General features: G+C 61.8%; 22 protein-coding genes. 7 read left to right on the top strand and 15 right to left on the bottom strand.

Annotated elements, in window-relative coordinates:
• Positions 1 to 145: 145 nt before the first annotated feature.
• The 3 genes from AC07OF_RS25140 to AC07OF_RS25130 form a co-directional block, all read right to left on the bottom strand.
• A complete protein-coding gene (locus AC07OF_RS25140; protein ID WP_342622535.1) occupies positions 146 to 442 on the bottom strand; it encodes a hypothetical protein in 297 nt (98 codons plus the stop codon).
• A gap of 107 nt (positions 443 to 549) precedes the next feature.
• Entirely contained in the window at positions 550 to 1,788 is a 1,239-nt protein-coding gene (locus tag AC07OF_RS25135) for an NADH:flavin oxidoreductase/NADH oxidase family protein (protein ID WP_495073637.1), read from the bottom strand.
• A 117-nt stretch (positions 1,789 to 1,905) separates the two neighbouring features.
• Entirely contained in the window at positions 1,906 to 2,736 is an 831-nt protein-coding gene (locus tag AC07OF_RS25130; protein ID WP_342622533.1) for an alpha/beta fold hydrolase, read from the bottom strand.
• A 90-nt stretch (positions 2,737 to 2,826) separates the two neighbouring features.
• Here AC07OF_RS25130 and AC07OF_RS25125 point away from each other — a divergent pair, with 90 nt between their 5' ends.
• Together AC07OF_RS25125 and AC07OF_RS25120 are read left to right on the top strand one after the other, a co-directional pair.
• Positions 2,827 to 3,237 carry a MerR family transcriptional regulator gene (locus tag AC07OF_RS25125; RefSeq protein ID WP_157192243.1) on the top strand — a complete coding sequence of 137 codons (411 nt, stop codon included), beginning with the start codon at positions 2,827 to 2,829 and terminating at the stop codon, positions 3,235 to 3,237.
• A gap of 180 nt (positions 3,238 to 3,417) precedes the next feature.
• Positions 3,418 to 4,113, top strand: coding sequence for a tRNA (adenine(22)-N(1))-methyltransferase (locus AC07OF_RS25120; RefSeq protein ID WP_495073636.1), 696 nt, complete (start codon positions 3,418 to 3,420; stop codon positions 4,111 to 4,113).
• A gap of 25 nt (positions 4,114 to 4,138) precedes the next feature.
• On the opposite strand, the gene AC07OF_RS25115 is transcribed toward AC07OF_RS25120, so the two are convergent.
• Positions 4,139 to 4,843, bottom strand: coding sequence for an NlpC/P60 family protein (locus AC07OF_RS25115; protein WP_157192244.1), 705 nt, complete (start codon positions 4,841 to 4,843; stop codon positions 4,139 to 4,141).
• Between the two features lie 102 nt (positions 4,844 to 4,945).
• Positions 4,946 to 5,878, bottom strand: coding sequence for a chitosanase (locus AC07OF_RS25110; protein ID WP_495073635.1), 933 nt, complete (start codon positions 5,876 to 5,878; stop codon positions 4,946 to 4,948).
• A gap of 312 nt (positions 5,879 to 6,190) precedes the next feature.
• On the opposite strand from AC07OF_RS25110, the gene AC07OF_RS25105 reads away from it, so the two are divergent.
• A complete protein-coding gene (locus AC07OF_RS25105; RefSeq protein WP_495073634.1) occupies positions 6,191 to 7,291 on the top strand; it encodes a DUF3616 domain-containing protein in 1,101 nt (366 codons plus the stop codon).
• Between the two features lie 6 nt (positions 7,292 to 7,297).
• Here AC07OF_RS25105 and AC07OF_RS25100 read toward each other — a convergent pair whose 3' ends face one another.
• The 7 genes from AC07OF_RS25100 to AC07OF_RS25070 form a co-directional block, all read right to left on the bottom strand.
• Entirely contained in the window at positions 7,298 to 7,699 is a 402-nt protein-coding gene (locus AC07OF_RS25100) for a hypothetical protein (RefSeq protein ID WP_495073633.1), read from the bottom strand.
• A 283-nt stretch (positions 7,700 to 7,982) separates the two neighbouring features.
• The gene (locus AC07OF_RS25095) at positions 7,983 to 8,552 is read right to left on the bottom strand and encodes an HD domain-containing protein (protein WP_157192248.1); all 570 of its coding nucleotides are present in this window, start codon (positions 8,550 to 8,552) and stop codon (positions 7,983 to 7,985) included.
• An 86-nt stretch (positions 8,553 to 8,638) separates the two neighbouring features.
• Positions 8,639 to 9,196 carry a helix-turn-helix domain-containing protein gene (locus AC07OF_RS25090; protein WP_157192249.1) on the bottom strand — a complete coding sequence of 186 codons (558 nt, stop codon included), beginning with the start codon at positions 9,194 to 9,196 and terminating at the stop codon, positions 8,639 to 8,641.
• 202 nt (positions 9,197 to 9,398) lie between these two features.
• Positions 9,399 to 9,740: a DUF6124 family protein gene (locus tag AC07OF_RS25085; protein ID WP_495073632.1), complete on the bottom strand. Its 342-nt coding sequence runs from the start codon at positions 9,738 to 9,740 to the stop codon at positions 9,399 to 9,401.
• Between the two features lie 401 nt (positions 9,741 to 10,141).
• Entirely contained in the window at positions 10,142 to 11,500 is a 1,359-nt protein-coding gene (locus AC07OF_RS25080) for an OprD family porin (RefSeq protein WP_495073631.1), read from the bottom strand.
• Between the two features lie 107 nt (positions 11,501 to 11,607).
• Entirely contained in the window at positions 11,608 to 12,924 is a 1,317-nt protein-coding gene (locus AC07OF_RS25075) for an MFS transporter (RefSeq protein ID WP_157192253.1), read from the bottom strand.
• 28 nt (positions 12,925 to 12,952) lie between these two features.
• The gene (locus tag AC07OF_RS25070; RefSeq protein ID WP_495073630.1) at positions 12,953 to 14,128 is read right to left on the bottom strand and encodes a M20 aminoacylase family protein; all 1,176 of its coding nucleotides are present in this window, start codon (positions 14,126 to 14,128) and stop codon (positions 12,953 to 12,955) included.
• Between the two features lie 145 nt (positions 14,129 to 14,273).
• Between AC07OF_RS25070 and AC07OF_RS25065 the strand changes: the two genes are divergently transcribed.
• The gene (locus AC07OF_RS25065; RefSeq protein WP_157192255.1) at positions 14,274 to 15,224 is read left to right on the top strand and encodes a LysR family transcriptional regulator; all 951 of its coding nucleotides are present in this window, start codon (positions 14,274 to 14,276) and stop codon (positions 15,222 to 15,224) included.
• A 55-nt stretch (positions 15,225 to 15,279) separates the two neighbouring features.
• On the opposite strand, the gene AC07OF_RS25060 is transcribed toward AC07OF_RS25065, so the two are convergent.
• Together AC07OF_RS25060 and AC07OF_RS25055 are read right to left on the bottom strand one after the other, a co-directional pair.
• A complete protein-coding gene (locus AC07OF_RS25060; RefSeq protein WP_495073629.1) occupies positions 15,280 to 15,750 on the bottom strand; it encodes a GNAT family N-acetyltransferase in 471 nt (156 codons plus the stop codon).
• Between the two features lie 60 nt (positions 15,751 to 15,810).
• Positions 15,811 to 16,677, bottom strand: a complete 867-nt coding sequence (locus tag AC07OF_RS25055) for a diguanylate cyclase domain-containing protein (protein WP_495073628.1) — start codon at positions 16,675 to 16,677, stop codon at positions 15,811 to 15,813.
• Positions 16,678 to 16,852: 175 nt separating this feature from the next.
• On the opposite strand from AC07OF_RS25055, the gene AC07OF_RS25050 reads away from it, so the two are divergent.
• The gene (locus tag AC07OF_RS25050) at positions 16,853 to 17,644 is read left to right on the top strand and encodes a phytanoyl-CoA dioxygenase family protein (RefSeq protein WP_495073627.1); all 792 of its coding nucleotides are present in this window, start codon (positions 16,853 to 16,855) and stop codon (positions 17,642 to 17,644) included.
• A 65-nt stretch (positions 17,645 to 17,709) separates the two neighbouring features.
• On the opposite strand, the gene AC07OF_RS25045 is transcribed toward AC07OF_RS25050, so the two are convergent.
• Positions 17,710 to 18,870: a GGDEF domain-containing protein gene (locus AC07OF_RS25045; RefSeq protein ID WP_495073626.1), complete on the bottom strand. Its 1,161-nt coding sequence runs from the start codon at positions 18,868 to 18,870 to the stop codon at positions 17,710 to 17,712.
• Between the two features lie 220 nt (positions 18,871 to 19,090).
• On the opposite strand from AC07OF_RS25045, the gene AC07OF_RS25040 reads away from it, so the two are divergent.
• The gene (locus AC07OF_RS25040; protein ID WP_495073625.1) at positions 19,091 to 20,446 is read left to right on the top strand and encodes a DUF1214 domain-containing protein; all 1,356 of its coding nucleotides are present in this window, start codon (positions 19,091 to 19,093) and stop codon (positions 20,444 to 20,446) included.
• A 58-nt stretch (positions 20,447 to 20,504) separates the two neighbouring features.
• Positions 20,505 to 21,542 (top strand): DUF1254 domain-containing protein, encoded by a 1,038-nt coding sequence (locus AC07OF_RS25035; RefSeq protein ID WP_495073624.1) that lies wholly within the window; start codon positions 20,505 to 20,507, stop codon positions 21,540 to 21,542.
• Positions 21,543 to 21,783 lie beyond the last annotated feature (241 nt).

The raw sequence follows: 21,783 nt of genomic DNA, 5'->3' as shown, positions 1-21,783 counted from the left end.
ATTAACAACGAATCGAACGGGCCGAAGGTAACTATCATTCGGAATGATGGTAGGAGCGGGCTTGCCCCGCGATTGTCATTTGTCAGTTGCATCGCATCGCGGGGCAAGCCCGCTCCCACCGGGTCAAAACAGTTGCCGGCGCTCGCTATTTGCACTCGGCCAACACCACCCTGCAGGTATCGGGCGTCCCCCCGGAGCGACCTGCGTAGCGTATGCAATTGTTCAAGGATTTTTGCCGCGCCATTTGCAGGGTCGCGCCCCAGGCCAGGCCGCCTTCGCCGGCAGTGGGCAGGGCTTTGGCGTAACAGCTGGAGCCAGCTTGTGAGCTTGAGTAGGTGGTTTTCGCCGGTTTGCTTGAGCAGCCGGCCGCCAGCGCCAGACTGATGGCGAGGAGCGAAGGAACCAGCAGTGATGTGCACTTGAACGTTGATTTGCCGGTCATCGCCTTTGCCCTGTACTCAGTCCGACTGCGGTCATAGCGGTCGATACACCAATCGTAGCTGCCTATTCCGAGCGCTCAGGACTGCTGGTCGGAATCGGCGGGCGCTGTCATTGCTGGACTGAACGCTGCGCCATCCACCGCCGGTACTGGCGGGCGCGTAGCGTGTTGGCCAGTTGTTGCTCAAGCAGTGCGCGCAGCGGTGAAACCTGCGGCCTGGGCGCCTTGCCCAGGCTGAGCTTGCGCAGCTGGAACTTCACCAGCGCCATGTTCGCCAACGACGCCAGCGCCTTGTTTTTCCAGGTGATCGGCGGTAACGCCGGCACGCTGTTCTTGCCCTGCTGCCAGGCGCGCGGCAGGTTGGGCTCGATAGCCAGTGCGGTACCGATGCCGACCATGGCCACGCCACTGTCGATCACCTGTTCGGCCACCGGCAGACGGCGGATGCCGCCGGTCACCATCAGCGGCATGCGCGCCACCTTGTGTACATCGCGGGCGAATTCCAGGAAGTAGGCTTCACGCGCCAGGGTGCGTCCGTCGCGGGCCTCGCCCTGCATGGCCGGCGCTTCGTAGCTGCCACCGGAGAGCTCGACCAGATCGACGTCCAGGCTGTTGAGCAGCCTTACCACCTGGCGGGCATCGTCGGCACTGAAGCCGCCGCGTTGGAAGTCGGCGGAGTTGAGCTTGACCGCCACGGCAAACTGCGGTGCCACCACGGCGCGGACGGCTTTGACGATCTCTAGCAGCAAGCGCGCGCGGTTCTCCAGCGAGCCGCCCCAGGCATCCGTGCGCGTGTTGCTCAACGGCGAGAGGAACTGGCTCAACAGGTAGCCATGCGCGGCGTGAATCTGTACCCCGGTAAAGCCGGCCTGTTCAGCCAGTTGCGCGCTACGGGCGAAGCGCTCGATCACTTCGGCGATCATGGCTTCAGTCATTGCCTGCGGGGGACTGAAGTGCCTGGACATTGTGCCCAGCTCCAGCGCGATCGCCGAAGGCGCCCAGGTCTGCTGGCCGAGGTTGGCCGGCATCTGTCGCCCGGGGTGGTTGATCTGCAGCCAGAACTGCGCGCCTCGGGCACGCCCGACCTGGGCCCAGCGCTGGAAACTGGCCAGTTGCCGGTCGTCTTCCAGCACCACGCCGCCGGGGCCGGTCATGGCACGGCGGTCGACCATCACGTTGCCGCTGATCAACAGGCCGGCACCACCCTCGGCCCAGGCATGGTACAGGCGCATCAGCGCCTCGGACGGCGCTTGCTCGGCGTCGGCCATGTTCTCTTCCATCGCCGCCTTGGCCAAACGATTGGGGATTTCGCTGCCGTTGGGCAGCGTCAGCTTGTCGAACACGTTCATGGGGGCTACCTCGATTGATCGTGTTCAAACCATAACTTTAAAGTTAACTTTAATGTCAACAGGCATTTTCAGTTGGCAAAGGCGGGTGCCGGAGGGATGACCTCCGGCACCCGTGCATCAGCTGCGCACGAAGGCCAGCAGGTCGGCGTTGATGGTCTCGGCGTGGGTAGTGGGCATGCCGTGGGGGAAGCCCTTGTAGGTTTTCAGGGTGCTGTTGCTGAGCAACTTGGCCGACAGCAGCCCCGAGTTCTCGTACGGCACGATCTGATCGTCATCGCCGTGCATCACCAGCACCGGCAGGCTGAGGCGCTTCAAGTCTTCGGTGAAGTCGGTCTGCGAGAAGGCGACGATGCCATCATAGTGGGCCTTGGCGCAGCCCATCATGCCCTGGCGCCACCAGTTCCAGATCACCCCCTGCGACGGCGCCGCTCCCGGGCGGTTGTAGCCGTAGAACGGCCCGGCCGGAATGTCGTAGTAGAACTGCGCACGGTTGGCCGCAAGCTGCGCCTGCAGATCGTCGAACACCGACTTGGGCAGGCCGCCGGGATTGCTGGCGGTCTGCACCATCAACGGCGGCACGGCGCCGAGGATCGCCGCTTTGCTGGCGCGTTCCTGACCGTGGCGGGCGAGGTAGTGCACCACTTCGCCGCCGCCGGTGGAGTGGCCGACATGCACCGCGCCGCGTACGCCCAGATGATCGACCACTGTCGCCACGTCGTCGGCGTAGTGGTCCATGTCATGGCCATCCCAGACCTGGCTGGAGCGCCCGTGGCCGCGGCGGTCGTGGGCGATGACACGGTAGCCCTGGGCCAGGAAAAACAGCATCTGCGCGTCCCAGTCGTCGGCGCTCAGTGGCCAGCCGTGGTGAAAGAAGATCACCTGGGCGTCGCGCGGGCCCCAGTCTTTGTAGAAAATTTCAACACCATCTTTGGTTGTGACGAATGCCATGTTCGCTGCTCCTCTGAGATGTGGTTGTTGCGTGAATCGACGCCAGGGTTAAAGTAAGGTTCAAGGTCAATGCCATACTGAAGGCGAGCTATGAGAATAGGAGAACTGGCGAAACGCAGCGGCCTGAGTGCTTCGCGAATTCGCTTTTATGAAGCCAGCGGCCTGATCACATCGGCGCGCAAGACCAATGGTTACCGCGACTATGCGGCGCAGGCGCTATGGACCCTGCAGATCATCACCAGCGCCCAGGGTGCCGGTTTCAGCCTCGACGAGATCCGCCAGTTGCTGCCGGCGAGCCCCGAGGGCTGGCAGCATGAGCAGTTGCTCGCCGGGCTCAAGCGCAAGGTCGCCGAAATTGAGGTGCTGCAAAAGCAGCTGGAACAGAACCGCGCTCAGTTGCTGGTGGCCATCGACAGCATCGAAAACCGCCCCGAGGACCGGGCCTGCACCGACAACGCCAGAATGCTGATGGAGCGTTTGCTGGAACAGCAGGCGACCTGAACAGGCTGAAGGAAATACCCTCGGTGGGAGCGGGCTTGCCCCGCGATGCTATGTGACTGACAGATCGCAATCGCGGGGCAAGCCCGCTCCTACCGAGCATGGTCTTGGTCGCATAAACTTGAAATGCACAGCATTGCTCGACAGAATCGCGCCCCGATCAGTGGTGAATAGGGGCTGTAGTTGAACCAACAGACATTGTCCATGCGCCTGGAGCGTGTGGCGGCGCAAGTGCCGGCCGGTGCGCGCCTGGCCGATATCGGCTCGGATCACGGCTACCTGCCGGTGGCCTTGATGCGTCGTGGCGCAATCACTACGGCGGTGGCTGGCGAGGTGGCATTGACGCCGTTCCAGGCGGCCGAACGCAGCGTGCGCGAGAACGGTCTGCAGCAGTGCATCACTGTGCGCCTGGCCAACGGCCTGGCAGCGATCGAGCCGGTCGACGGCATCACCGCGATCAGCATCTGCGGGATGGGCGGTGAAACGATCCGCGACATCCTCGCCAGCGGCAAAGCCCATCTGAGCGGCCAGGAGCGCCTGATCCTGCAGCCCAACGGCGGCGAGCAGCCACTGCGCCAGTGGCTGATGGAAAATGGCTACCGCATCCTCCATGAGGAAGTGCTGCGGGAAAACCGCTTCGACTACGAAATCATCGTCGCCGAGCGCGCCGGACCGGTGATGTACTCCGCCGAAGAGCTGTACTTCGGCCCGCTGCAGATGCAGGCCCGCAGCCCGGCGTTCCTGGTCAAATGGCAGCGCAAACTGCGCCTCAAGCAAAAGACCCTGAACAACTTCGCCCGGGCGCGGCATGCCGTGCCCGAGGAGAAGGTGCAGGAGATTGCCCGGCAGACGCGGTGGATTGCAGAGCTGCTGGCTTGAGTCGGAGCGGGAGCTATCAGCCCCGTCATGCTTCGTTCCTGGATAGGTCTCCCTGCCTGTCCACCTGAACAATGGCGCTGCCTCCTCCCAGCGACGCTGCCGACCGCGGCCAGCGTGCTTTCAGGAAGCGATCTTTGCCAACCCAGGCCAGGCAGACCTTGTCACCTTGATTGCCGCCCAGAACTCTGTACGCACTTTCGTCCTCGCCCGCGTAGAAACCGACGTGGCCTTTTCCGCTTGTCCGCGATTCGCGCCAGAACACCAGCACGGCGCCCCATCGCGGATCAATCGGCTCGCCAAAGCGTTCCCATTGCCGAGCGCCGAGAGGATTGGCCGGCAATATCTCGTCAGGCATCGTCGAGCCCACGCAATGGGCTACAAACAGACCACACCAGGGCACGTCGTCGCTGGGGTAATGAATATCGAGGCTGTCAGCCCAATTGAGGATTATCGGGTTGTCCCTCACACCGAGATTTTCCTTGGTTCCAATCAGGTTTTCGGCTTCGGCGATCCACGGGAGCAGTGGTTGCGAAGGTAGTTCAACAGCGCCAGTGAAAAGCGCCGCCGACGTCTTGGGCCCTACGACGCCGTCCACCACAAGCCCCACACTTTGCTGGAAGCTTTTGACTGCGGCGATGGTCCTGCGGCCCCATATGCCATCGACTTCCCCGGGAATGAAGCCTTTGGCGACCAGCGCCTCCTGGATTCTTCTTACCGATACGTTTTCCATGTGCGTCTCCATCGAGATGAGAGGGGCGCGAACGCTTTCAGAAACAGGCTTGGTTCAGAGGCGTGAACCACTGCTGCGAACGGCGCGCGCGGTGATTCGGCTTCAGGCCAGCAGTTGCATGATCAGCGCGGCATCCGCTACTCCAGACGCAGGTAAACCGTTGCTCTTCTGGTAGTCCTTGAGCCGCGCCGCGCTGGTCTGGCCGAACACACCGTCGGCCTTGATGTCTGCGCCATGGGCAGAGAGACCGAGCTGCACCAGGCGCACGTCAAGGCCTCGCGCCAAGGGCGTCTGCAAGGCCAGTGGGCGGCTGCCGGGCTGGGGGCCGTCGTAGCAGCCCGGTGGTGTTGCATTGAGGGTGGCGGTGGAGATTTCCAGGCCACGAACCACCAGTGGCAGGTCCAGCCCCCAGTGCCCCAGCGCGATCAGCCGGCTGAAGGCCTGAGTGCGATAGACCGTGGCGTGCAGCACCTTGTTGGCGTGGTTGGCGAGCCACTCTTCGCGCGCCTCGACATAGGCCGTGATCCACTCGCGTTCGCTTGCGGCGTCGGGACTTCCCTTGTCGTTGGTGACACGGTCGCGGATAAGCTTCCAGGAACCGTGTACCGTGCTGTCGTAGACCACCGCCAGGCCAAGCGGCGTGGTGATGTGCAGGCCATCGGCGGATTTTTCCGCGGGCTGCCAGTAGGTCTGGTCGAAGAACTGGTCCTGGGTCTCGCGCATGACCGGGTCGTCGGCGGTGGCGCGCAAGATGTTGTGCAGGTGCCCGGCATGGTCGAGGGCGGTGTCACATGCTGCCAGGCGAGCGAGGAAGGGACTGAGACGTTCACTGAATCGCGCCCCGGGATTCTGGCAGTAGCGCTCGATCAGGGTATGCAGGTTGCCGGTGGCCAGGGTGGTTTGCGATCGCCCGAAAGTCAGGTGTCCGGAATCACCCTTGATCACGGTGACATTGCCATAGTCACCGAGGACGCTCCCGGTTTCGAAGATGTTGACGATGGCTTGGGCGGTACGTTTCTGTAGTGGCGTCAGCATGGTTGTTCTCCTCGCGTTTAGCGAGTGACGAGGAGCAACATCCCGCTCTTGTTTGTAGAGCTACATCTGTTCGTCGACACTAAGTAATAGGGTTAGCCGAGAGTGTTATACGCGTCTACCCGCAGGCGCGGTCGCACGACGGAAGGTGTTTGCCGGGGCGCCCGCGGATGTCGGGTAAATGCTCAGGTTATTCTCCAGCGCTCTATCGGCTGTGAAAAAACAGACTAGCGAAGGGTCTTGAATGTCGTCGGCCAGCCACTAGCCTCGACAACAGCTTCTTGTTTCAACGCCTTCAACAATAGGAGAGCGTTCATGAGCGAGCGAAGCAATGTTGCAATGCTGTGCTTTGGTCCGGCGCCTGCGTCGTTGCGCGACGGCCTTTCGGTCGCTCAGCAGATCGGCGACACACTCTGGGTCGCCAACGACGAAACCACGAGCCTGGAACGCCTGCAAATCCATGACGCTGCGCCCGGCGATGTGGTGAGGTGCGATGAGCACCAGTCGTTCGCGCTCATGAAGTATCTCGACCTGCCCATACCGGAGTCAGACGCCGAGATCGATATCGAAGGGCTGGGCTATGCCACGGACAGTGGTTACCTCTGGGTGGTCGGCTCACACAGTCTCAAGCGCAAGAAGGCCGAGGCCGACAAAACTGCGCAGAAAAATATCAAGCGGCTTTCGACGCTAGAGGTGGATGGCAATCGTTTTCTGTTGGCGCGCATTCCTGTGGTCCAGCAGAACGACAGCTATGCACTCGCCACGAAGGTGGATGCCGATGGACGTACGGCGGCGCAGTTGCGCGGCAACAAGGTCGGTAACGACTTGACCGCGCAAATTGCCGAAGACGAGCAGTTACGCGACTTTCTGCGCATTCCGGGCAAAGACAACGGTTTCGATATCGAAGGATTGGCGGTCATCGGCTCGCGCCTGTTGTTGGGCTTGCGGGGGCCGGTGCTTCGCGGTTGGACGGTGATGCTGGAGATCGAGCCCGAACTGAAAGACGGCTCGAGCGACACGCTGGTGCTCAAGAAGATCGGCCCGGATGGGCGCCGCTATCGCAAACACTTCTTCGCACTGAACGGCCTGGGGGTGCGTGACCTGTGCATCAGCGGCGACGATCTGCTGATCCTCGCAGGCCCGACCATGGACCTGGACGGCCCGGTAACGGTTTTTCGCTGGCGCGGCGGTTTCGTCTCCGGCGAGGAAAGCGTGGTGTTCGCGGACCAGTTGGAGACCGTGCTGGATGTGCCGTTCGGGCACGGCGACGATCATGCCGAGGGCATGTGCCTGTTCGATACCGGCGAGCAGGGTAGGGAGCTACTGCTGATCGTCTACGACTCGGCGGCGCAGAGTCGTAGACACGGTGATCTGAGTGTGGAAGGGGACCTGTTTGTCCTCAGCCCGCCAGACTAGCGTGCATTAGCGACGATAGTAGCGGTGATCGTTCTCGTAGCGGTGGCGCATCGCCCGGTCATGATGGCGTTCCCAATCACGGCGTCGTTCCCAGTCACGACGGCGTTCGGCTTCCCGGCGGGCTTGCTCTCTGCGCCAGTTATCTCTACGCCAATCGTCTCTACGGTCGTCCCAGCGGTGGTCGTGCCAGTAGCGGTCGTCATGGGCCAGCAACGGCCCTGGTTGCTTGTCGGCCATACTGGCCAGGCCTGGCCAAGGGTTGCCGGCCGCCTCGGCCGGAGCCTGAACGGCCGGGGCTTCGCTTGCGAAAACAGGGGTTGAGGCCTTCATTTGCGTTGCTGATGCTGAGCCCATTGCCGCGAACGCGAACAGGCCTAAGAGCACCATCCGTGGGACATGGAATTTCATGAGCGAAGACAACCTCTGAATGACAATTGGACGTGTGGCCATCGGGCTGCGGGAAAACTGCGTGTCGCACTTGCCGAGCTGATGGGCCTATGCAGATAGACCCTTAAAAAGGGAAAAGTTCTACGTAGCCAATCATTTAGAGGGTGATGCTTAAAAGGTCTCAAGTCCCATGGGGGCGTGTTCAGTGGTGCCGATGCCGGGCTCGGTGGCGAGGAGGGAGGGTCAATCGGATTAGCTGGGGAATAAATACGTGCTTCATCTCCATCAGGCGGGTGCCTATGCCTTACGCCTTGATCATTTTTTCTTTGGTGTCCTCGTCGAGGATGCTTCGGAGTGATTCAAACAGCGGATCGGCATCCGTGTATTTTTTGCCGTAGGCCAGATTGAACTGGTAGTCGAAACCAGGTGGATTCTTGCCCTGATTGTGCTGAAGGATTGTCTCCAGCTTGTCTAGCGCCTTGACTGCTTTTGCCTCGGCAGACCGCGCATTTTCGTAGTCATCCCAGAGCGCCAGGATCTCGGCTTTCAACGGTTCATCCAGTGCGCTGGTCAGCAGCAGAAGATCGTTTCTCTCTTGCTCGCTCTTGTTGGGAAACGCTGCTTTGCTGACGGCGGGAATATCGCCATTGATTGCCTCTCCCAGGTCGTGAATGACGCACATCTTGAGCATTTTCAGCACATCGAGACGGGGCAGTTGATCCTCGAAAACGATGGCCATCAGACACAGGCGCCAGCTATGTTCTGCCGTGCTTTCGGTGCGCCCGCAAGAGGTATGCGCGCTTCTGAGTACATCCTTGAGCTTTTCCGCCTGGCGCAGAAACTCGAGACGCCCTTTGATTTTTTCGATGTCCATACATCCCCCGCTGACTCAATTGCTGTGGGTGCCAGACTAGGCGCAGCGCTGTTCAGCGTCCACGCATAAAATATGCGTGGGGCAGGTCAGAGCGTCTCTACCAAGCGTGCTGCAGTGCCGTCCGAGAGGGGGATACGGGTCCAGCGACAGCGGCTCTGGCTGATGGGCACGAGGGCAGAGTGGTTGTTGCCGGTTGTGAACTCCAGCGCGGGTGGGGCGCAGGTTTCCCGCCAGCCGGACTCATCCAGAGCGAGCTCATTGCCAATGATCTCCGGTGTTGCAAAACGCCATAGCGAACGCCCCAGCAGCTCGCTGACCGGCAGGGTGAACTCGGCTGCACGGGCGGAGGAGCAAGCCAGCAAACGATGAGTCAGATCACAAATGAGGTGAATCGGTCGTGGGCTCTCCCTGACCAGCCTGGCCAGGACTTGATCGGCGGCAGCATCAAGGCGCGCGGCCAGCAATTGTTCAAGCCGTTTATGTGCTGCCGGGTCCATTGCCTGTACGCCACTTTCCCAGCGAGAAATGGTCGATTGGGTGACGTTGAACAACTCTGCGGCATGGTTTTGTTTGACGCGGTGCAGCAGACGCCATCGCCTGAGCGCAACGCCAGGCAAGGCTGGCTTTAGCAACATGTCAGGCATTTTGGTTTCCTGGAGAGGCGGGCGGGTTGGCTAGTTTGGTTTATGTAAGTCCACCCTGCAAATTGCTTGGATAAATGGATACAGTTGGCTCCCCTCGGCGCAAGAGCGCTTGCGGCCGAATTCGGCCTGTCACAAAGAACTGAAAACGCGAATGGCAGTAGTTGATTGGGCCGCATCGGCGGCCCAGGCCAATCGCTGGCGATCACTCCGTCGCCAATTGGCCTGCTTGCATCGTGCGACGCAACAACGCTGCCGTTGCCGAGCGCGCTTCGACCTCGTCCAGCAATGCCTCGACCAGTGCGAGGCTCATCTCCAGCGATTGCTCCGTAGCCCAGAGCAACCCGCGCACCTCGGCATTGACCATTTCACAAGCGTGGGCGTTGGTCTGGTAGGCGCTTTTGAGCAGGACGGAGGCGTGGATCAGGGCGTCTTCGGACGAGACACCGGCACGGACGGCGAACAGTGGATCGTGGCTGCCATTGCAGGAGCCGAAGGTGGTGCTGGTTTGGGTGGTTAAGGGTGGATCGGGAACGGGTTTTGTCATTGTGGAGCTCCTTTTGCGATGGAGCTGCCAACCTTCGCCGCGAAACGAATAGGGTGGCAGCTGTGCGCGGGTTCGCGGACCGAGGCAAAAGGAAACCCGGCAGACCCGAAGGTCTCCCACGCACAGCCGCCATTGCACAGAAAGCGGACACAAAAAAAGCGCCTGCAATTGTGGTGGTGTGGCGCTGTAGCGCCTCTTGCCTTACGGGCCGCGACGCCCGGTCGCTGAATTGGCAGCGACTGGGGGAGAGTAACGTGGTCGGTGGGGTACGGCAAGGGTTAGGGCGCTAGGCGGAAATGCTGCTGTTATCGATCTACCCGAAGCGGGCGGTGTAGCGAGAGTCTGTGCGGGACAAACCCACAGACACGAGTAAGGTAAGTGCTACCACCGCCGGGACTGCCCTACAACAAATCAAGCGGATACTCCACGATCACCCGCACTTCATTGATGTCCTGCAGATCCGCCGCCGCCTCGTGGTTACCGCGATACGTGGCAAACCGCGTGCGCAGCAGCATGCCTCTGGCCCACCCTTGCTGCACCACGTAGCGCACGTCGATATCCAGCTCATGCCAGCGCGCGCCGTCGTACATTCCATAGGTCGACGCCGGGCCACCGGCGAAGTGCGCCCCCGGCGTCCAGCCGTTGTCGCTGGCGCCGCGGCCGGTGACGTAGCGGGTCATGAAGCTCAGGCCGGGGATGCCCAGCGCTGCCAGGTCGAGGTCGTAGCGCGCCTGTTGCGATTTCATTCCCGGGGCGTTGAAGTCGGAGAGTTGTACCGAGTTGGCCAGGTCGATTGACAGGCCGCCGACATAGTCGAACGGTGTGTCGCCATCGATCTGCTGGTAGGCGAGGGTGAACCTGTGTGCGCCAACCCGGTAAGCGGTCGCCAGGCTCCAGCTGGTGTTGTCTATCGGTCCTGACAACTGTCGGCCGGTGGCATCACTACGGTACACATGGGTGTCGAAATTCAGCCCTTGTCCGCTGCCTAGGGGCACGTTGTAGTTGAGGTTGAGGTAGTTCTGCAGCCAGTTGTCTTCTGCCCGGGCGTGGAACAACTTGAGCCCCAGGGCATCGCCAAGGCGATAGCTGGCGCCGATGAAGTCCAGGCTGCGAACCTGGGCGTCGGAGTAACGGGTGCGCAGGCTGTCGTCGCGGTTGCTGGAGGCAAATTCGTGGTAGGCGGTGAAGTGTCCGGCTTCGACTTGTACTGGGCCCAGCGCTTGACTGCGCAAGTACACGCCGGTGGCCATTTCCGGGAGCAGGCGGCTGTCGGCGGTGGTGAAGACCGGCGTGGCGGTGCGCATTTCACCCCACTTCAGCTCGGTGTCCCAGGCCCGCACCTTGAGTGCGGCACCCGCCTGGCTGTAGTGGTCTTCGACCTTGGCATCGGCCTGGCGGTTATGGCTGATCGGCAGCAGCGCGGTACCGGTGCGCCCTGCGCCGCTGTCGAGCTTGATGCCCAGGTGGGCGTGGGCATCCACACCCAGGCCGAGCGTGCCCTGACTGAAGCCCGAGGCGTAACGCAGCATCAGGCCATGGGCCCATTCTTCTCGGTAGCCGTTGCGTTCGTTGGCCGGCAGCGCCGGGTTCACGCCTTGGGAGTTGCTGGCGCCGTTGCGCAGGTCGCGGTTGAAGTAGTAGTTGCGATTGATTAGCTCAAGGCGGCTGTCTTCTACAAAACCCCCGGTGCTGGCCACCAGCAGCGACGAGTCGCCGGCCAGCAGGGCAGCGCAGAATAGTTTGGCGTGGGGACGAGGCATGGTTATAGCACCTGTTGTTATTGTTGTGCGCGCAGCCGGCTGCACGACGCAATGGCGCGCCGCAAAGGGGGCGTGGGTGGCGGTGCTCGTCCTTGAGCGCAGGGGGTTCAGTCGAGGTCTTTGCCGGCGGTCTCGGGGGCCAGTTTCAAGCCGATCAGCGACAGCAGGATGGCGGCGAAGATATACCAGGCCGGGGCGTTGGGGCTGCCGGTGAGGCTGACCAGGCCGGCGGCGAAGAACTGCGCGAAACCACCGAACAACGCCACGCCGATGCAGTAGGCCAGGGACATGCCACTGGCGCGGATCTGCGTGGGGAACAGCTCCGGCAGCAGCGCCAGGTTAGGGACGATGGTGTAGGTCAGGGGGATGCACAGCAAGGTCACCACGCTCAGTAATACGCTGATGCTCGGGTGCTGGTTGATCAGCAGGAACGCCGGGTAGATCGCCAGCAGCAGCACCGGCAGTGGCCAGAAAATCGCCTTGCGCCGACCGATACGGTCACTCAGGCGCCCGGCGTGGGCCGACAGCAACAGCGGCGGCAGGCAGGCGCAGATCGCTGCCCAGGCGCCGACGCTCAGCGGCATGCCGAGCACGCCGACGGCATGGTTGGCCAGGTAGAACTGGATGGTGTAGATCGGCACCGTGGCGCCGACCACCAGCAGCACACCGGCGAGCAACTGTCGTGGGTGTTGCAACAACAGCGCTACCTGGCCGGAGCGCGACAGCGCAGGTTTGCTGCGCAGCGACTGGCGGTGGACGACGGTTTCTTCCAGGCGATGACGGATGTACTCACTGACCGGGATGCCGAGGATGCCCATGGCGAACACCAGGCGCCACCCCCAGCTGTCCATGGCCTCGGGGCTGAGCAGGTTGCTCAGGCCCATGACCATCAAACCACCGATGAGGATGCCCAGGCTCTGGCTGAAGGTCTGCCAGCTGCAGTAGTAGCCGCGTGAGTGTTTGTCGGCGTACTCCATCAGCATGGTGGTCGAGGTGCCGATCTGGCCGCCGACGGCGAAGCCTTGCAGCAACCGCGCAGCGATGACGATGGCCGGGCCGAGCAGGCCGGCCTGGGCATAGGTAGGGGCGACGGTGAACAGCAGGGAACCGATCGCCATCAGCCACAAGGTCAGGCGCATGGCGGCCTTGCGTCCGACGCGGTCGGCATACAGGCCGATCACCAGGCCACCCAGCGGGCGCATGACGAAGCCGGTGCCGAATACTGCCAGCGACAGCATCAGCGGGATCAGCGGATGGTCGCCGAAGGGAAAGAACAGCCTGGCCATCAGCGTCGCCAGCATGCTGTAGACCAAGAAGTCGTAGAACTCCAGGGCGTTGCCCAGGCAGATGGCGGCGATAGCCCGGTGGTTCTTCGGTCGGGTCAGTTCGCAGCTTGGGTCGAACGTTGTTGTTTTTGTTGTCATCGTCGTGGTGCTCTAGGGGTAAGTCGATTCAGTCGAGAAAGCGCTGCGCCAGCCGCACCCAGAAGGTTGCGCCGAGCGCCAGGATCTGGTCGTTGAAGTCGTAGCCGGGGTGGTGGACTTCACAGTTGCCAGCGCCGTCGCCGTTGCCGATCAGCAGGTAGCAACCGGGTATCTGCTCCAGCCAGAAGGCGAAGTCGTCGCTGGCGCAGATGGGCTTCTGGTTGTGCGCCAGGCCATCGTCACCCAGCCAGTCGCGCACCACCTGTTCGGCCAGTTGGCTGGCGGCCGGGTCATTGACCAGGACCGGGTAGCCGCTGCCGAAGCTGACTTCGGCCTGGGCGCCATAGCTCTGCGCATGCAGTTCGGCCAGGGCCTGGATGCGTTGGCGCAGCAGGCTGCGCACTTGCGGGTTGAGTGAGCGGACACTCAGGCGCAGCTCGGCGGTCTGTGGGATGACATTGGCAGCGTCACCAGCGAGGAAGGCACCGATGGTGATGATCGCGGTTTCGCTGGGTGGCGCATTGCGCGAAACGACAGTTTGCAGCGCCAGTACCAGCGACGCGCCGATCACTACCGGGTCGATGGTCTTTTCCGGCATGGCGCCATGACCGCCTTTGCCGTGGATGACGATGCTGACGCTGTCGGTAGAGGCCATGCACGGGCCGGCCAGTACGCCGAACTTGCCGACCGGCATGCCGGGCGAATTGTGCAGGGCGAACAGGGCATCGCAAGGGAACAGCTCGAAAACTCCTTCATCCAGCATGCGCTTGGCACCCGAGCCGCCGTGGCCTTCTTCGGCAGGCTGGAAGAACAGATGCAAAGTGCCGCGCCAGCTACGTTCGCGGGCCAGCTCGAAGGCCGCGGCGAGGAGCATGGCGGTGTGGCCGTCGTGGCCGCAGGCGTGCATCTTGCCCGGCGTACTGCTGGCCCAGGGCTGGCTGCTGTGTTCCTGGATCGGCAGGGCGTCCAGCTCTGCGCGCAGGCCCAGTGCCGGGCCGTGACCGTTGCGCAAGGTGCCGACCACGGCGGTGGTGGCCAGATCTTTGTGGACCTCGTAGCCCCAGTTTTCCAGGTGTTCGATCACTCGCTTGCGGGTGGCGAATTCTTCGAAGCCCAGCTCCGGCTGGCGATGGATCGCCCGGCGCAGCTCGATCATGGCGGGGGTGATGGCTTTGATGCCGGGGGCAATATCGGTGTCGTGCATATTGTCTTGTCCTGGTTCGCAAGGCGACACTGCGCGGCCCGTTGGCTGGCGCGTTCGCGTGATCTAACCTAGCGCCAGCAGGCGGCGCACATAAGCTGCAAAATGGTTGTCGTGACGACCCTTGGTGTTCAGGCAGGAGAAGCGCTTGAAGTTGCATCAGTTACAGGCCCTGATCGCAGTGGCCGACAGTGGTGGCATTCGCTCGGCGGCGCGTGGCCTGGGCTTGTCTCAGGCGGCAATCACCCGGGCCTTGCGTGAGCTGGAAGAAGAGCAGGGGCTGCCGCTGTTATCGCGCCATGCCGGTGGTGCACGGCTGACCGTGGCCGGACAGACCTTGCTGCCCCACGCCCGGCAGATCGCCAGCCAGCTGGAAAATGCCCAGCGTGATCTGGCCAGCCTGCGTGGCGAAACGCCGACGCGGTTGTGCGTGGGGGTAACACCGTGGTTCGGACAGACTTTGCTGGCGGTGGCGGTGCAGGCGTTTCGCCGCGAGATGCCTGCGGTGCAGCTGGAGCTTTACGAAGGGTTGCAGGCAGTCAGCCTGTCATTGCTGCGTACCGGCCAGATGCAGTTTGCCCTGGGGCCAGCGGGCAATCTGCCCGGCCAGGAGTTCGCCCACGAACCGCTGGCCCGCTACCGCATGCGTGTATTGGCAAGCAACCTACATCCACTGCGCACGGCCCGGTCGTTGGGCCAGTTGCTGGAACAGGACTGGGTGATGAACTTCACCCAGGCCAGCCACGAGCAGGTCATGCACGAATTGTTCGGCCGCTATGGCTACAGCGTCGCTCCCGGGCGCATCGTCTGCGCCCAGTCCAGCGCCATGCTCAGCAGCCTGATCATCAATGCCGGCATGCTGGGCTATTCGCCCGAACCGATGTTGTTGTGTGAACCCTTGCGCGGCAAGGCCACGGCCCTGGCGCTGGATGAAACGCTGGAGGAGGGTGATATCAGTGTCGTGCGCTTGCGCGACCAGGCCCTGGATCCGGCGGCGCGCTGCTTTGTCGGGTGTCTGCAGCAAGCGTTGAAGGCCTGCGCGCGATCGAGCGATGCCGAGGCCCGGCAGTTGGCCGATATGCTCAGGCTGCTGTTCTGAATGCAGACAGCGGTCAGCTACAAAGGACTTTTCTCAGCTGCTGGCGTTAACGTGATTACTGGGGCGCATAAAGGCGAAAGCGCAGAAAGCGCACACCATCCAAATCAACTTCGCCATCAACCTGAAACCCCTGTCGGAAAATTCCTTTGATTCTTTTCCTCGAAGGAGGGAGCAGAAGGGTGATGGAATCAAAGCCCATCGTGGTGAAGGCGCGTTTAACGATCTCTTGATAAATGGCTCTCCCACTTCCCCAGAAGCTGGGATGAAGCACCAATGCCAAGTCTGCATCCCCTTCTTCGTACTGCAGACCGCCCCAGCCAGCAAATTGCTGATCAATCACAAATGCCCATGGGCCGTACCCATACTGTTCCCACTGGGCGTCTTTTTGCTTGACCCACTCTTTGGCGGTAACGTCGTCGAAATTTGCGCTGCCAAGTGGCATTTGTCGCAGAACATCGGCGTTGTTGTTGAGCGAAATGATGTCCGCCAGTCCGACTTCGGTCAGGCGCTTGAACTCAAGCTTCATGCTTTACCTTTGAACAGATCCAAACCCTCTGAGCTTTACCCTCGCTATCCAGCAGGCTCGCTACCCGGCCGCCGAAGAACGCTGCCTTTTGATCCGGTACATCTCGCCATCGGCATGGCTGAGCAGCGTATCGGCATCTTCCCCATCCGCAGGATAAAAGGCCACGCCGATACTGCAGGACGGCATATTGATTGCGCCGAACTCAGCCCCCAGCGGCTCGGCCAAGGTCGCGAGAATCTGCGCTACCTTCTCGGCGACGGCTTCCTGCGACTGGATATCCGTCAACAGCACGGTGAACTCATCGCCGCCCATCCGCGCCACGGTGTCCGTCTCACGGACGCAGGCTTGCAGCCGTCGGGCAACCATGCAGAGCACCTGATCGCCCATTGCATGCCCATGCACATCGTTAATGCCCTTGAAGTCATTGATATCCAGGAACAGCAACGCCAGCATGTTGTTGTGGCGATGTGCGGCGCGCAGGGCCGATTCCAGTCGGTCATTGAACAGCGAGCGGTTGGTCAGGGCGGTCAGCGGATCGTGGTGGGCCATGAAACGCAATTCTTCCTCGGCCTGGCGGAGGGCGGTCACGTCCCGCGCGACACCGATGCGCGCCTCCACCTCATCAGACCAGAAGGCCGCCCAGAGGATGTGCACGACACCGCCATCCTTGCGGATGTAACGGTTGCGGAAATCGACGTGGGAATGCCCGTTCATGACCCGGATGATGGAGGCCCGTGTCACCGACAGGTCGTCAGGATGGATGTAGTCGGTGATCGGGGTGCCGATCAGCTCGACGGCCCGGTAACCGAGCAGGGTTTCACAGGCATCACTGACAAATACAATCTGGTTGTCCCGATCGACCACGAACACTGTGTCCAGCATCAGGTGGATCAGTTTGGGATAGAGCGTTTGCAGGTCAACGGGCATAGGCCAGGAGGTCCGGTTCAAATTGCTTGATCATAGCCTGCCCGCGCAGGGCGGCGGCAAGCAATCCTGCAGACTTGCGCGGCGCCTGTAAATGGACTTGCGTGCCATTCAAGGCTAGTCTCGCGCCACCTGACAAACGGATCATGCAAGCGGGATCGGATTGAACACAAGGACAGTGACATTTGCCTCGCAAGGCTATGCGGTAATCCCTTCAATAGTTGGTGACAACGCGCTGGCGCTGGCTCGTGAACTCGCCAATGGTCTGATAGACCGGTACAGGCAAGGTGAAGAGGCGGTGTTGGCGGCGGGGTTGAGCATCGGTGATACGGGACGTCGCCACCCGCAGCGCAACCCGGGCATCGTGCTCGACGCGTGTACGCATGAGCCGTTCATCATCGGTGACCTTATCGGCCTTGAGCCCCGCTTTGCGCGGTTTATCTCACAGCAATCGATCTGGGAGCGTGTTGCCGAGCTGTTCGACTGCGCGCCTTGCGATCTGCTGTTTCACTTTGCCAACCTGACCCGCAAGCCCGGTGAAACAGGGCCAGCCATAGGCTGGCATCGAGATGAGGGCAACACCTACTTCGCCAGTGAAGATGGTCGCACCGTACGTCTGCTGATCCCGCTGCAGTTTATGTCAGCCCGAAATGGCGGTACCGCAGTGGTGCCGGGTTCTCATCTGAATGGCGACACCGTGACCGACACCGCGCTCTGCCCAGACGTGCCCGTCGGTAGTTGTCTGGCACTACATTCAGCCACGTTGCACGGGGGGACAGCCAACCGTAGCGGGCTGGAACGCGATGTGATCGTCCTCCAGTTCGGCTTGCGATCTTCAGTGCTGCGCTGCACGGCAGCCGAAACGTTGGCGCTAGCGACACGAGAGGAACTGTGGGAGCGGGCCTTGTCCCGCGATCTGCCGCAAAGCGGCAGCGAACCCAGCCGGCTCGGTGTGACAGTTGTACCGTGAGTTCAGGTTTTACGGCCGCTTCGCGCCCGATCGCGGGGCAAGGCCCGCTCCCACCGGGGATTGTTTCAAACACCTGCAACCGTACGCTCCACCAGGCGAATACTGTCGCGCCCACCTCGCTTGGATTCGTAGAGCGCCGCATCACCTTGCTCGATCAACGCCGCCAGGCTTGCCGGCGGCTGGTCGAACAAGGTGGCGCCGATGCTCAGGGTCACGGCATCGGGGGTGACGAACGAGGCCGAGGCTGTTTGCTGAAAGCGCTCGCGCAAGGTATTGCCCAGCTCGACGATATGTTGCGGTGAGGTATTGCTCAGGACAATGACGAACTCGTCACCGCCCAGTCTGGCGGCCAGCGCGCCTTCGGGCAGATGCGCACGAATCATCTCGCTCAGGACGATGAGCAGGCGGTCGCCGGCCAGATGGCCGTGCAGGTCGTTGACACCTTTGAAGTTGTCGATGTCGATCAGCAACAAGGCACCCGGGCGCGTGGCCGAAACACCTTCGAGCAAGCGTGGCGCCCGCACTTCAAGGGCGCGGCGGTTGTACAGGGACGTCAGCGGATCGCGTGCGGCCAGCCGCGCTATGCGCGCTTCACGGCGGTGGCGCTCGGTACCGGTCATCGACAGCGCGATCAACATGATCGCCATCGCGCCTTCGACCAGCGAAATCTGGATGATCTCGCCATGAAACGCCGCCAGATCGATCAGTGTGCCAGGAATCACAGCGGTCAGGGCCTTGGCCAGATAGAACAGGCCGTGGATCAGCAATACATAGCGCAATTGCACGGCGCCAACGCTCAACGACTTGCCATGAGGGCGCAGAAGCAAGCTGGCTCTGAGCGCCAACACGGCGACCAGCAGCGAGTTGGCCATCAACATGACCTTCGACCACCACGGCTCGTTCGGCAGTAGCAGCAGCGCCAGCCAGGTGGCGAAAACCAGGTACCAACCGCGTGACAGACGTGTCTGGGTGAAGCGCGCGACGCCCATCAGAAATAGCCAATGGGCCAGCACCAGCAGGCCGTTGGCGAACCAGATGCCGATCAGCAGCAGGCCACTGATACGCAGCAGGGCGAGGGTCGAGCCGACGCTGATGGTGGCAAAGCCTGCGCTCCAGAACAGCAGCGAGGATTCGCGGATGCTGCGCCATTCGACCGCCAGATACAGGGCGGCGGCCGCGGCGAGGGCGATAGAAAGGATCAACAGCGTAGGAGGGTCGAGAGCCATAGCCTGAGGGGTCTGTCTGATGGGCAGAAATGGAATCAATTGTAAGCGTTTGCGTCGATTTTTTCCGCGTCCCGACCTGCCACCACCCGAACGCTGAAGCGCTGCGCCTGCAAGGTACCCTTGCATCCTGGTGCCCACCCCAAAGGAGAGGTGTGGAACCCATCTGTCTCATGCATAAGCTGCGGGTGCTGCAGATAATGGATTACCACGGAGAATAATAATGAAACGATCATCGCGACTGGCGCTTGCCGGAGGCGTTTTTGCAGTTTCCTGCCTGACGGCCGCGTTGCAGTCATCTTTTGTCCACGCCAGTGAAACCGTCACTGCGCCACAAACGCAGGCGTTCTCGGACCAGGAGGTCAGTGACGCCTATATCTATTTGCTGGGTCGCCTGCTGGTGCTGCGCCAACAGCAGCTGGACTTTCAGCAAGGGATGCAGTGGAACCAGCTTGTGCACCGCAAGCCAGGGGCCGTGGATTGGCCCAATCCGAACCTGGATGTGGCCTATTCGGAAGCCTGGCTAGCGCTGGACGAGGGCAGTTGCGCACAGATCTCGGTACCGAAAATCGTCGATCGCTACTACACGGTGCAGTTCCTCAATGGTTGGGGCGAGACACTGGCCAATATCAATGAGCGCAGTCAGCCCGATCATCCTTTTGGCGATTTTGCGGTATGCCTGAAGGACGCAAAGGTGACGCTGCCCGCTGGCGTCAAACGTATTGATCTGCCGGTGCGCACCGCCCGCGTGCTGTCGCGGGTGGAGCTGGGCGCCGATGCCAGGCAAGCCGAGCAGCTGCAGCAGCAGTTCAGCTTGCGTCCTACCGGCACGCCAGCGCTTCCAGCGGTCCCCGAGGCGCTGATGTTCGAGCTGAACAAGCTGCCTGGCGTCGAGGCATTCGACAAGGCTGAGGTTGCCCTGCAGGAGCCGGACCTGAACCCCGGCATGCAAGCCGTGCAGGCCAGGGTCCGGGCAATCGCCGCGCAGGTTGCAGACCCGGCCACGCGCGCACGTATCGATCAGCAGATCAAAACCCGTACCTATCCTGCACTGGCCAGGTCGGCGGCTACGATCGGGCCGGGAACCGTGCGCAATGGCTGGGTGCGCCCGGCAGTCTCCGGCGCCTACGGCAGCGACTTCCTGACCCGGACTCTGGTCGACTATGGCGGCATCTGGGCCAACACCCAGCAGGAGGTTCACTACTTCCGTGCGGCCGCAACGGGCAGCGGCGAGGTGCTTGATGGTGGCCAAAGTTATGCCCTGACGATTCCGGCTGACCAGTTGCCGCAAAATTTCGCCAGCTACTTCTGGTCGATCACCGCCACCGATGCGAAAAACTTCCGCGTGTTGCCCAACACGCTGGGGCGCTTTCTGCTCAACAACCAATCCGACCTGAAATACAACGCCGATGGTTCGCTGACTCTCTATTTCGGTCCGCAACAACCGGCAGGCGCGAGCCAGGGCAATTGGCTGCCTACCGCTGCGGGCCAGCCGTTCAGGCTGATCCTGCGCTATTACGGCGCCAAGGGTGTGGTAGCCGATGGCGACTATTTCCCGCCGGCGCTGGTCAGGCTCTGAGAGGCGTCAAGACCGCGGCCAGCGCGCCGCGGTCATTGCAATCATAAGGACAACAACAATGAATGAATTGAAAGCACTGGTGGCGGCTATCGCCTTGTACGGCGCCTACCTGCCGGTAGCGCATAGCGATGCATTGCAAACGGCGGCGGTGCCGGTCACCGTCGACAACTTCGTCCGCGCCGAGACCGACCGTTACTTCGGCCTGACCGCCAAGCGCGGCGGTTTTGGCACGTTCTCCCATTGGCGCGACCTGATTCCGGTGGATCGCCCGACCGTGATCCGGCCGAACCGCGACACGCTGTATTCAACCGCGGTGTTCGATATGGACGCCGGCCCTGTCAGCGTGACCCTGCCAGACGCCGGTGGGCGCTTCATGTCGCTGGTGATGATCGATGAAGACCACCAGGTGATTGGTGTTCACTACGGGGCAGGGGAGTACCGCCTCAAGCGCGCGGATGTGTCCACTCGCTATGTCATGTTCGGCGTACGGACCCTGATCAACCCCGCCGACCCGCAGGACCTGACCAAGATTGCCGCCTTGCAGGATGCCATCGTCGCCAGGCAGGACGGCGGGCCTGGGCAGTTCCAGGTGCCGAACTGGGACGAAGCCAGCCGCGCGCAGATACGCAAGGCGTTGTTGGCGCTGGGCTCGACCCTTGAAGATTCGCGCGGCATGTTCGGCAAGCGTGAAGACGTCGACCCGGTACGCCACCTGATCGGCAGTGCCATGGCCTGGGGCGGCAACCCGGAAAAGGATGCTTACTATCAGGTGGTCACGCCGCAGCTTAATGATGGCAAGACCCCGTACCAGCTGGATGTTTCCAATGTGCCTGCAGGGGCGTTCTGGTCCATCAGCGTTTACAACGCGCAGGGGCAGTTCCAGAAGAATGCCCAGGAAGCCTACGCACTGAACAACCTCACTGCACGCAAAGGTGAGGACGGTAAGGTGTCGGTTCGCTTTGGCGGATGCGAGGCGACGGTTGCCAACTGCTTGCCGATCATGCCGGGCTGGAACTACATGGTGCGTTTCTATCAGCCGGCCAAGGCGGTGCTGGATGGCTCGTGGAAGTTGCCTGAGGCACATCCCGCCTCCTGAACTGAGCAATAAAACAAACGGCGGCCAAGTGGCCGCCGTTTGTTTTTATGGTTCTTCACGGAATCTCGGGGAGTATGATCCTTGGGTTGGGTTGGGTTGGGTTGGGTTGGGTTGGGTTGGGTTGTTGGGGGTGTGAGCTTATCCATTTGGTGTGGCGCCGCTGCCGGCCCCTTCCGCCCTTACGGCGGCCTACTTTTTTCTTGGAAAAAGTAGGCATGGAACTGTCCCATGACAACGGACG

The sequence above is a fragment of the Pseudomonas sp. GW821-FHT10B02 genome (genome assembly GCF_059415665.1).
Note: the sequence above shows the minus strand (reverse complement) of the source record. Positions and strands in the feature narration are given on the sequence as shown.

Excerpts from the sequence above, each read along its gene's own strand:
- AC07OF_RS25140 (WP_342622535.1), bottom strand. The coding sequence starts at position 442 with ATGACCGGCAAATCAACGTTCAAGTGCACATCACTGCTGGTTCCTTCG.
- AC07OF_RS25135 (WP_495073637.1), bottom strand. The coding sequence starts at position 1,788 with ATGAACGTGTTCGACAAGCTGACGCTGCCCAACGGCAGCGAAATCCCC.
- AC07OF_RS25130 (WP_342622533.1), bottom strand. The coding sequence starts at position 2,736 with ATGGCATTCGTCACAACCAAAGATGGTGTTGAAATTTTCTACAAAGAC.
- AC07OF_RS25125 (WP_157192243.1), top strand. The coding sequence starts at position 2,827 with ATGAGAATAGGAGAACTGGCGAAACGCAGCGGCCTGAGTGCTTCGCGA.
- AC07OF_RS25115 (WP_157192244.1), bottom strand. The coding sequence starts at position 4,843 with ATGGAAAACGTATCGGTAAGAAGAATCCAGGAGGCGCTGGTCGCCAAA.
- AC07OF_RS25110 (WP_495073635.1), bottom strand. The coding sequence starts at position 5,878 with ATGCTGACGCCACTACAGAAACGTACCGCCCAAGCCATCGTCAACATC.
- AC07OF_RS25105 (WP_495073634.1), top strand. The coding sequence starts at position 6,191 with ATGAGCGAGCGAAGCAATGTTGCAATGCTGTGCTTTGGTCCGGCGCCT.
- AC07OF_RS25100 (WP_495073633.1), bottom strand. The coding sequence starts at position 7,699 with ATGAAATTCCATGTCCCACGGATGGTGCTCTTAGGCCTGTTCGCGTTC.
- AC07OF_RS25095 (WP_157192248.1), bottom strand. The coding sequence starts at position 8,552 with ATGGACATCGAAAAAATCAAAGGGCGTCTCGAGTTTCTGCGCCAGGCG.
- AC07OF_RS25090 (WP_157192249.1), bottom strand. The coding sequence starts at position 9,196 with ATGCCTGACATGTTGCTAAAGCCAGCCTTGCCTGGCGTTGCGCTCAGG.
- AC07OF_RS25085 (WP_495073632.1), bottom strand. The coding sequence starts at position 9,740 with ATGACAAAACCCGTTCCCGATCCACCCTTAACCACCCAAACCAGCACC.
- AC07OF_RS25080 (WP_495073631.1), bottom strand. The coding sequence starts at position 11,500 with ATGCCTCGTCCCCACGCCAAACTATTCTGCGCTGCCCTGCTGGCCGGC.
- AC07OF_RS25075 (WP_157192253.1), bottom strand. The coding sequence starts at position 12,924 with ATGACAACAAAAACAACAACGTTCGACCCAAGCTGCGAACTGACCCGA.
- AC07OF_RS25070 (WP_495073630.1), bottom strand. The coding sequence starts at position 14,128 with ATGCACGACACCGATATTGCCCCCGGCATCAAAGCCATCACCCCCGCC.
- AC07OF_RS25060 (WP_495073629.1), bottom strand. The coding sequence starts at position 15,750 with ATGAAGCTTGAGTTCAAGCGCCTGACCGAAGTCGGACTGGCGGACATC.
- AC07OF_RS25055 (WP_495073628.1), bottom strand. The coding sequence starts at position 16,677 with ATGCCCGTTGACCTGCAAACGCTCTATCCCAAACTGATCCACCTGATG.
- AC07OF_RS25045 (WP_495073626.1), bottom strand. The coding sequence starts at position 18,870 with ATGGCTCTCGACCCTCCTACGCTGTTGATCCTTTCTATCGCCCTCGCC.
- AC07OF_RS25040 (WP_495073625.1), top strand. The coding sequence starts at position 19,091 with ATGAAACGATCATCGCGACTGGCGCTTGCCGGAGGCGTTTTTGCAGTT.
- AC07OF_RS25035 (WP_495073624.1), top strand. The coding sequence starts at position 20,505 with ATGAATGAATTGAAAGCACTGGTGGCGGCTATCGCCTTGTACGGCGCC.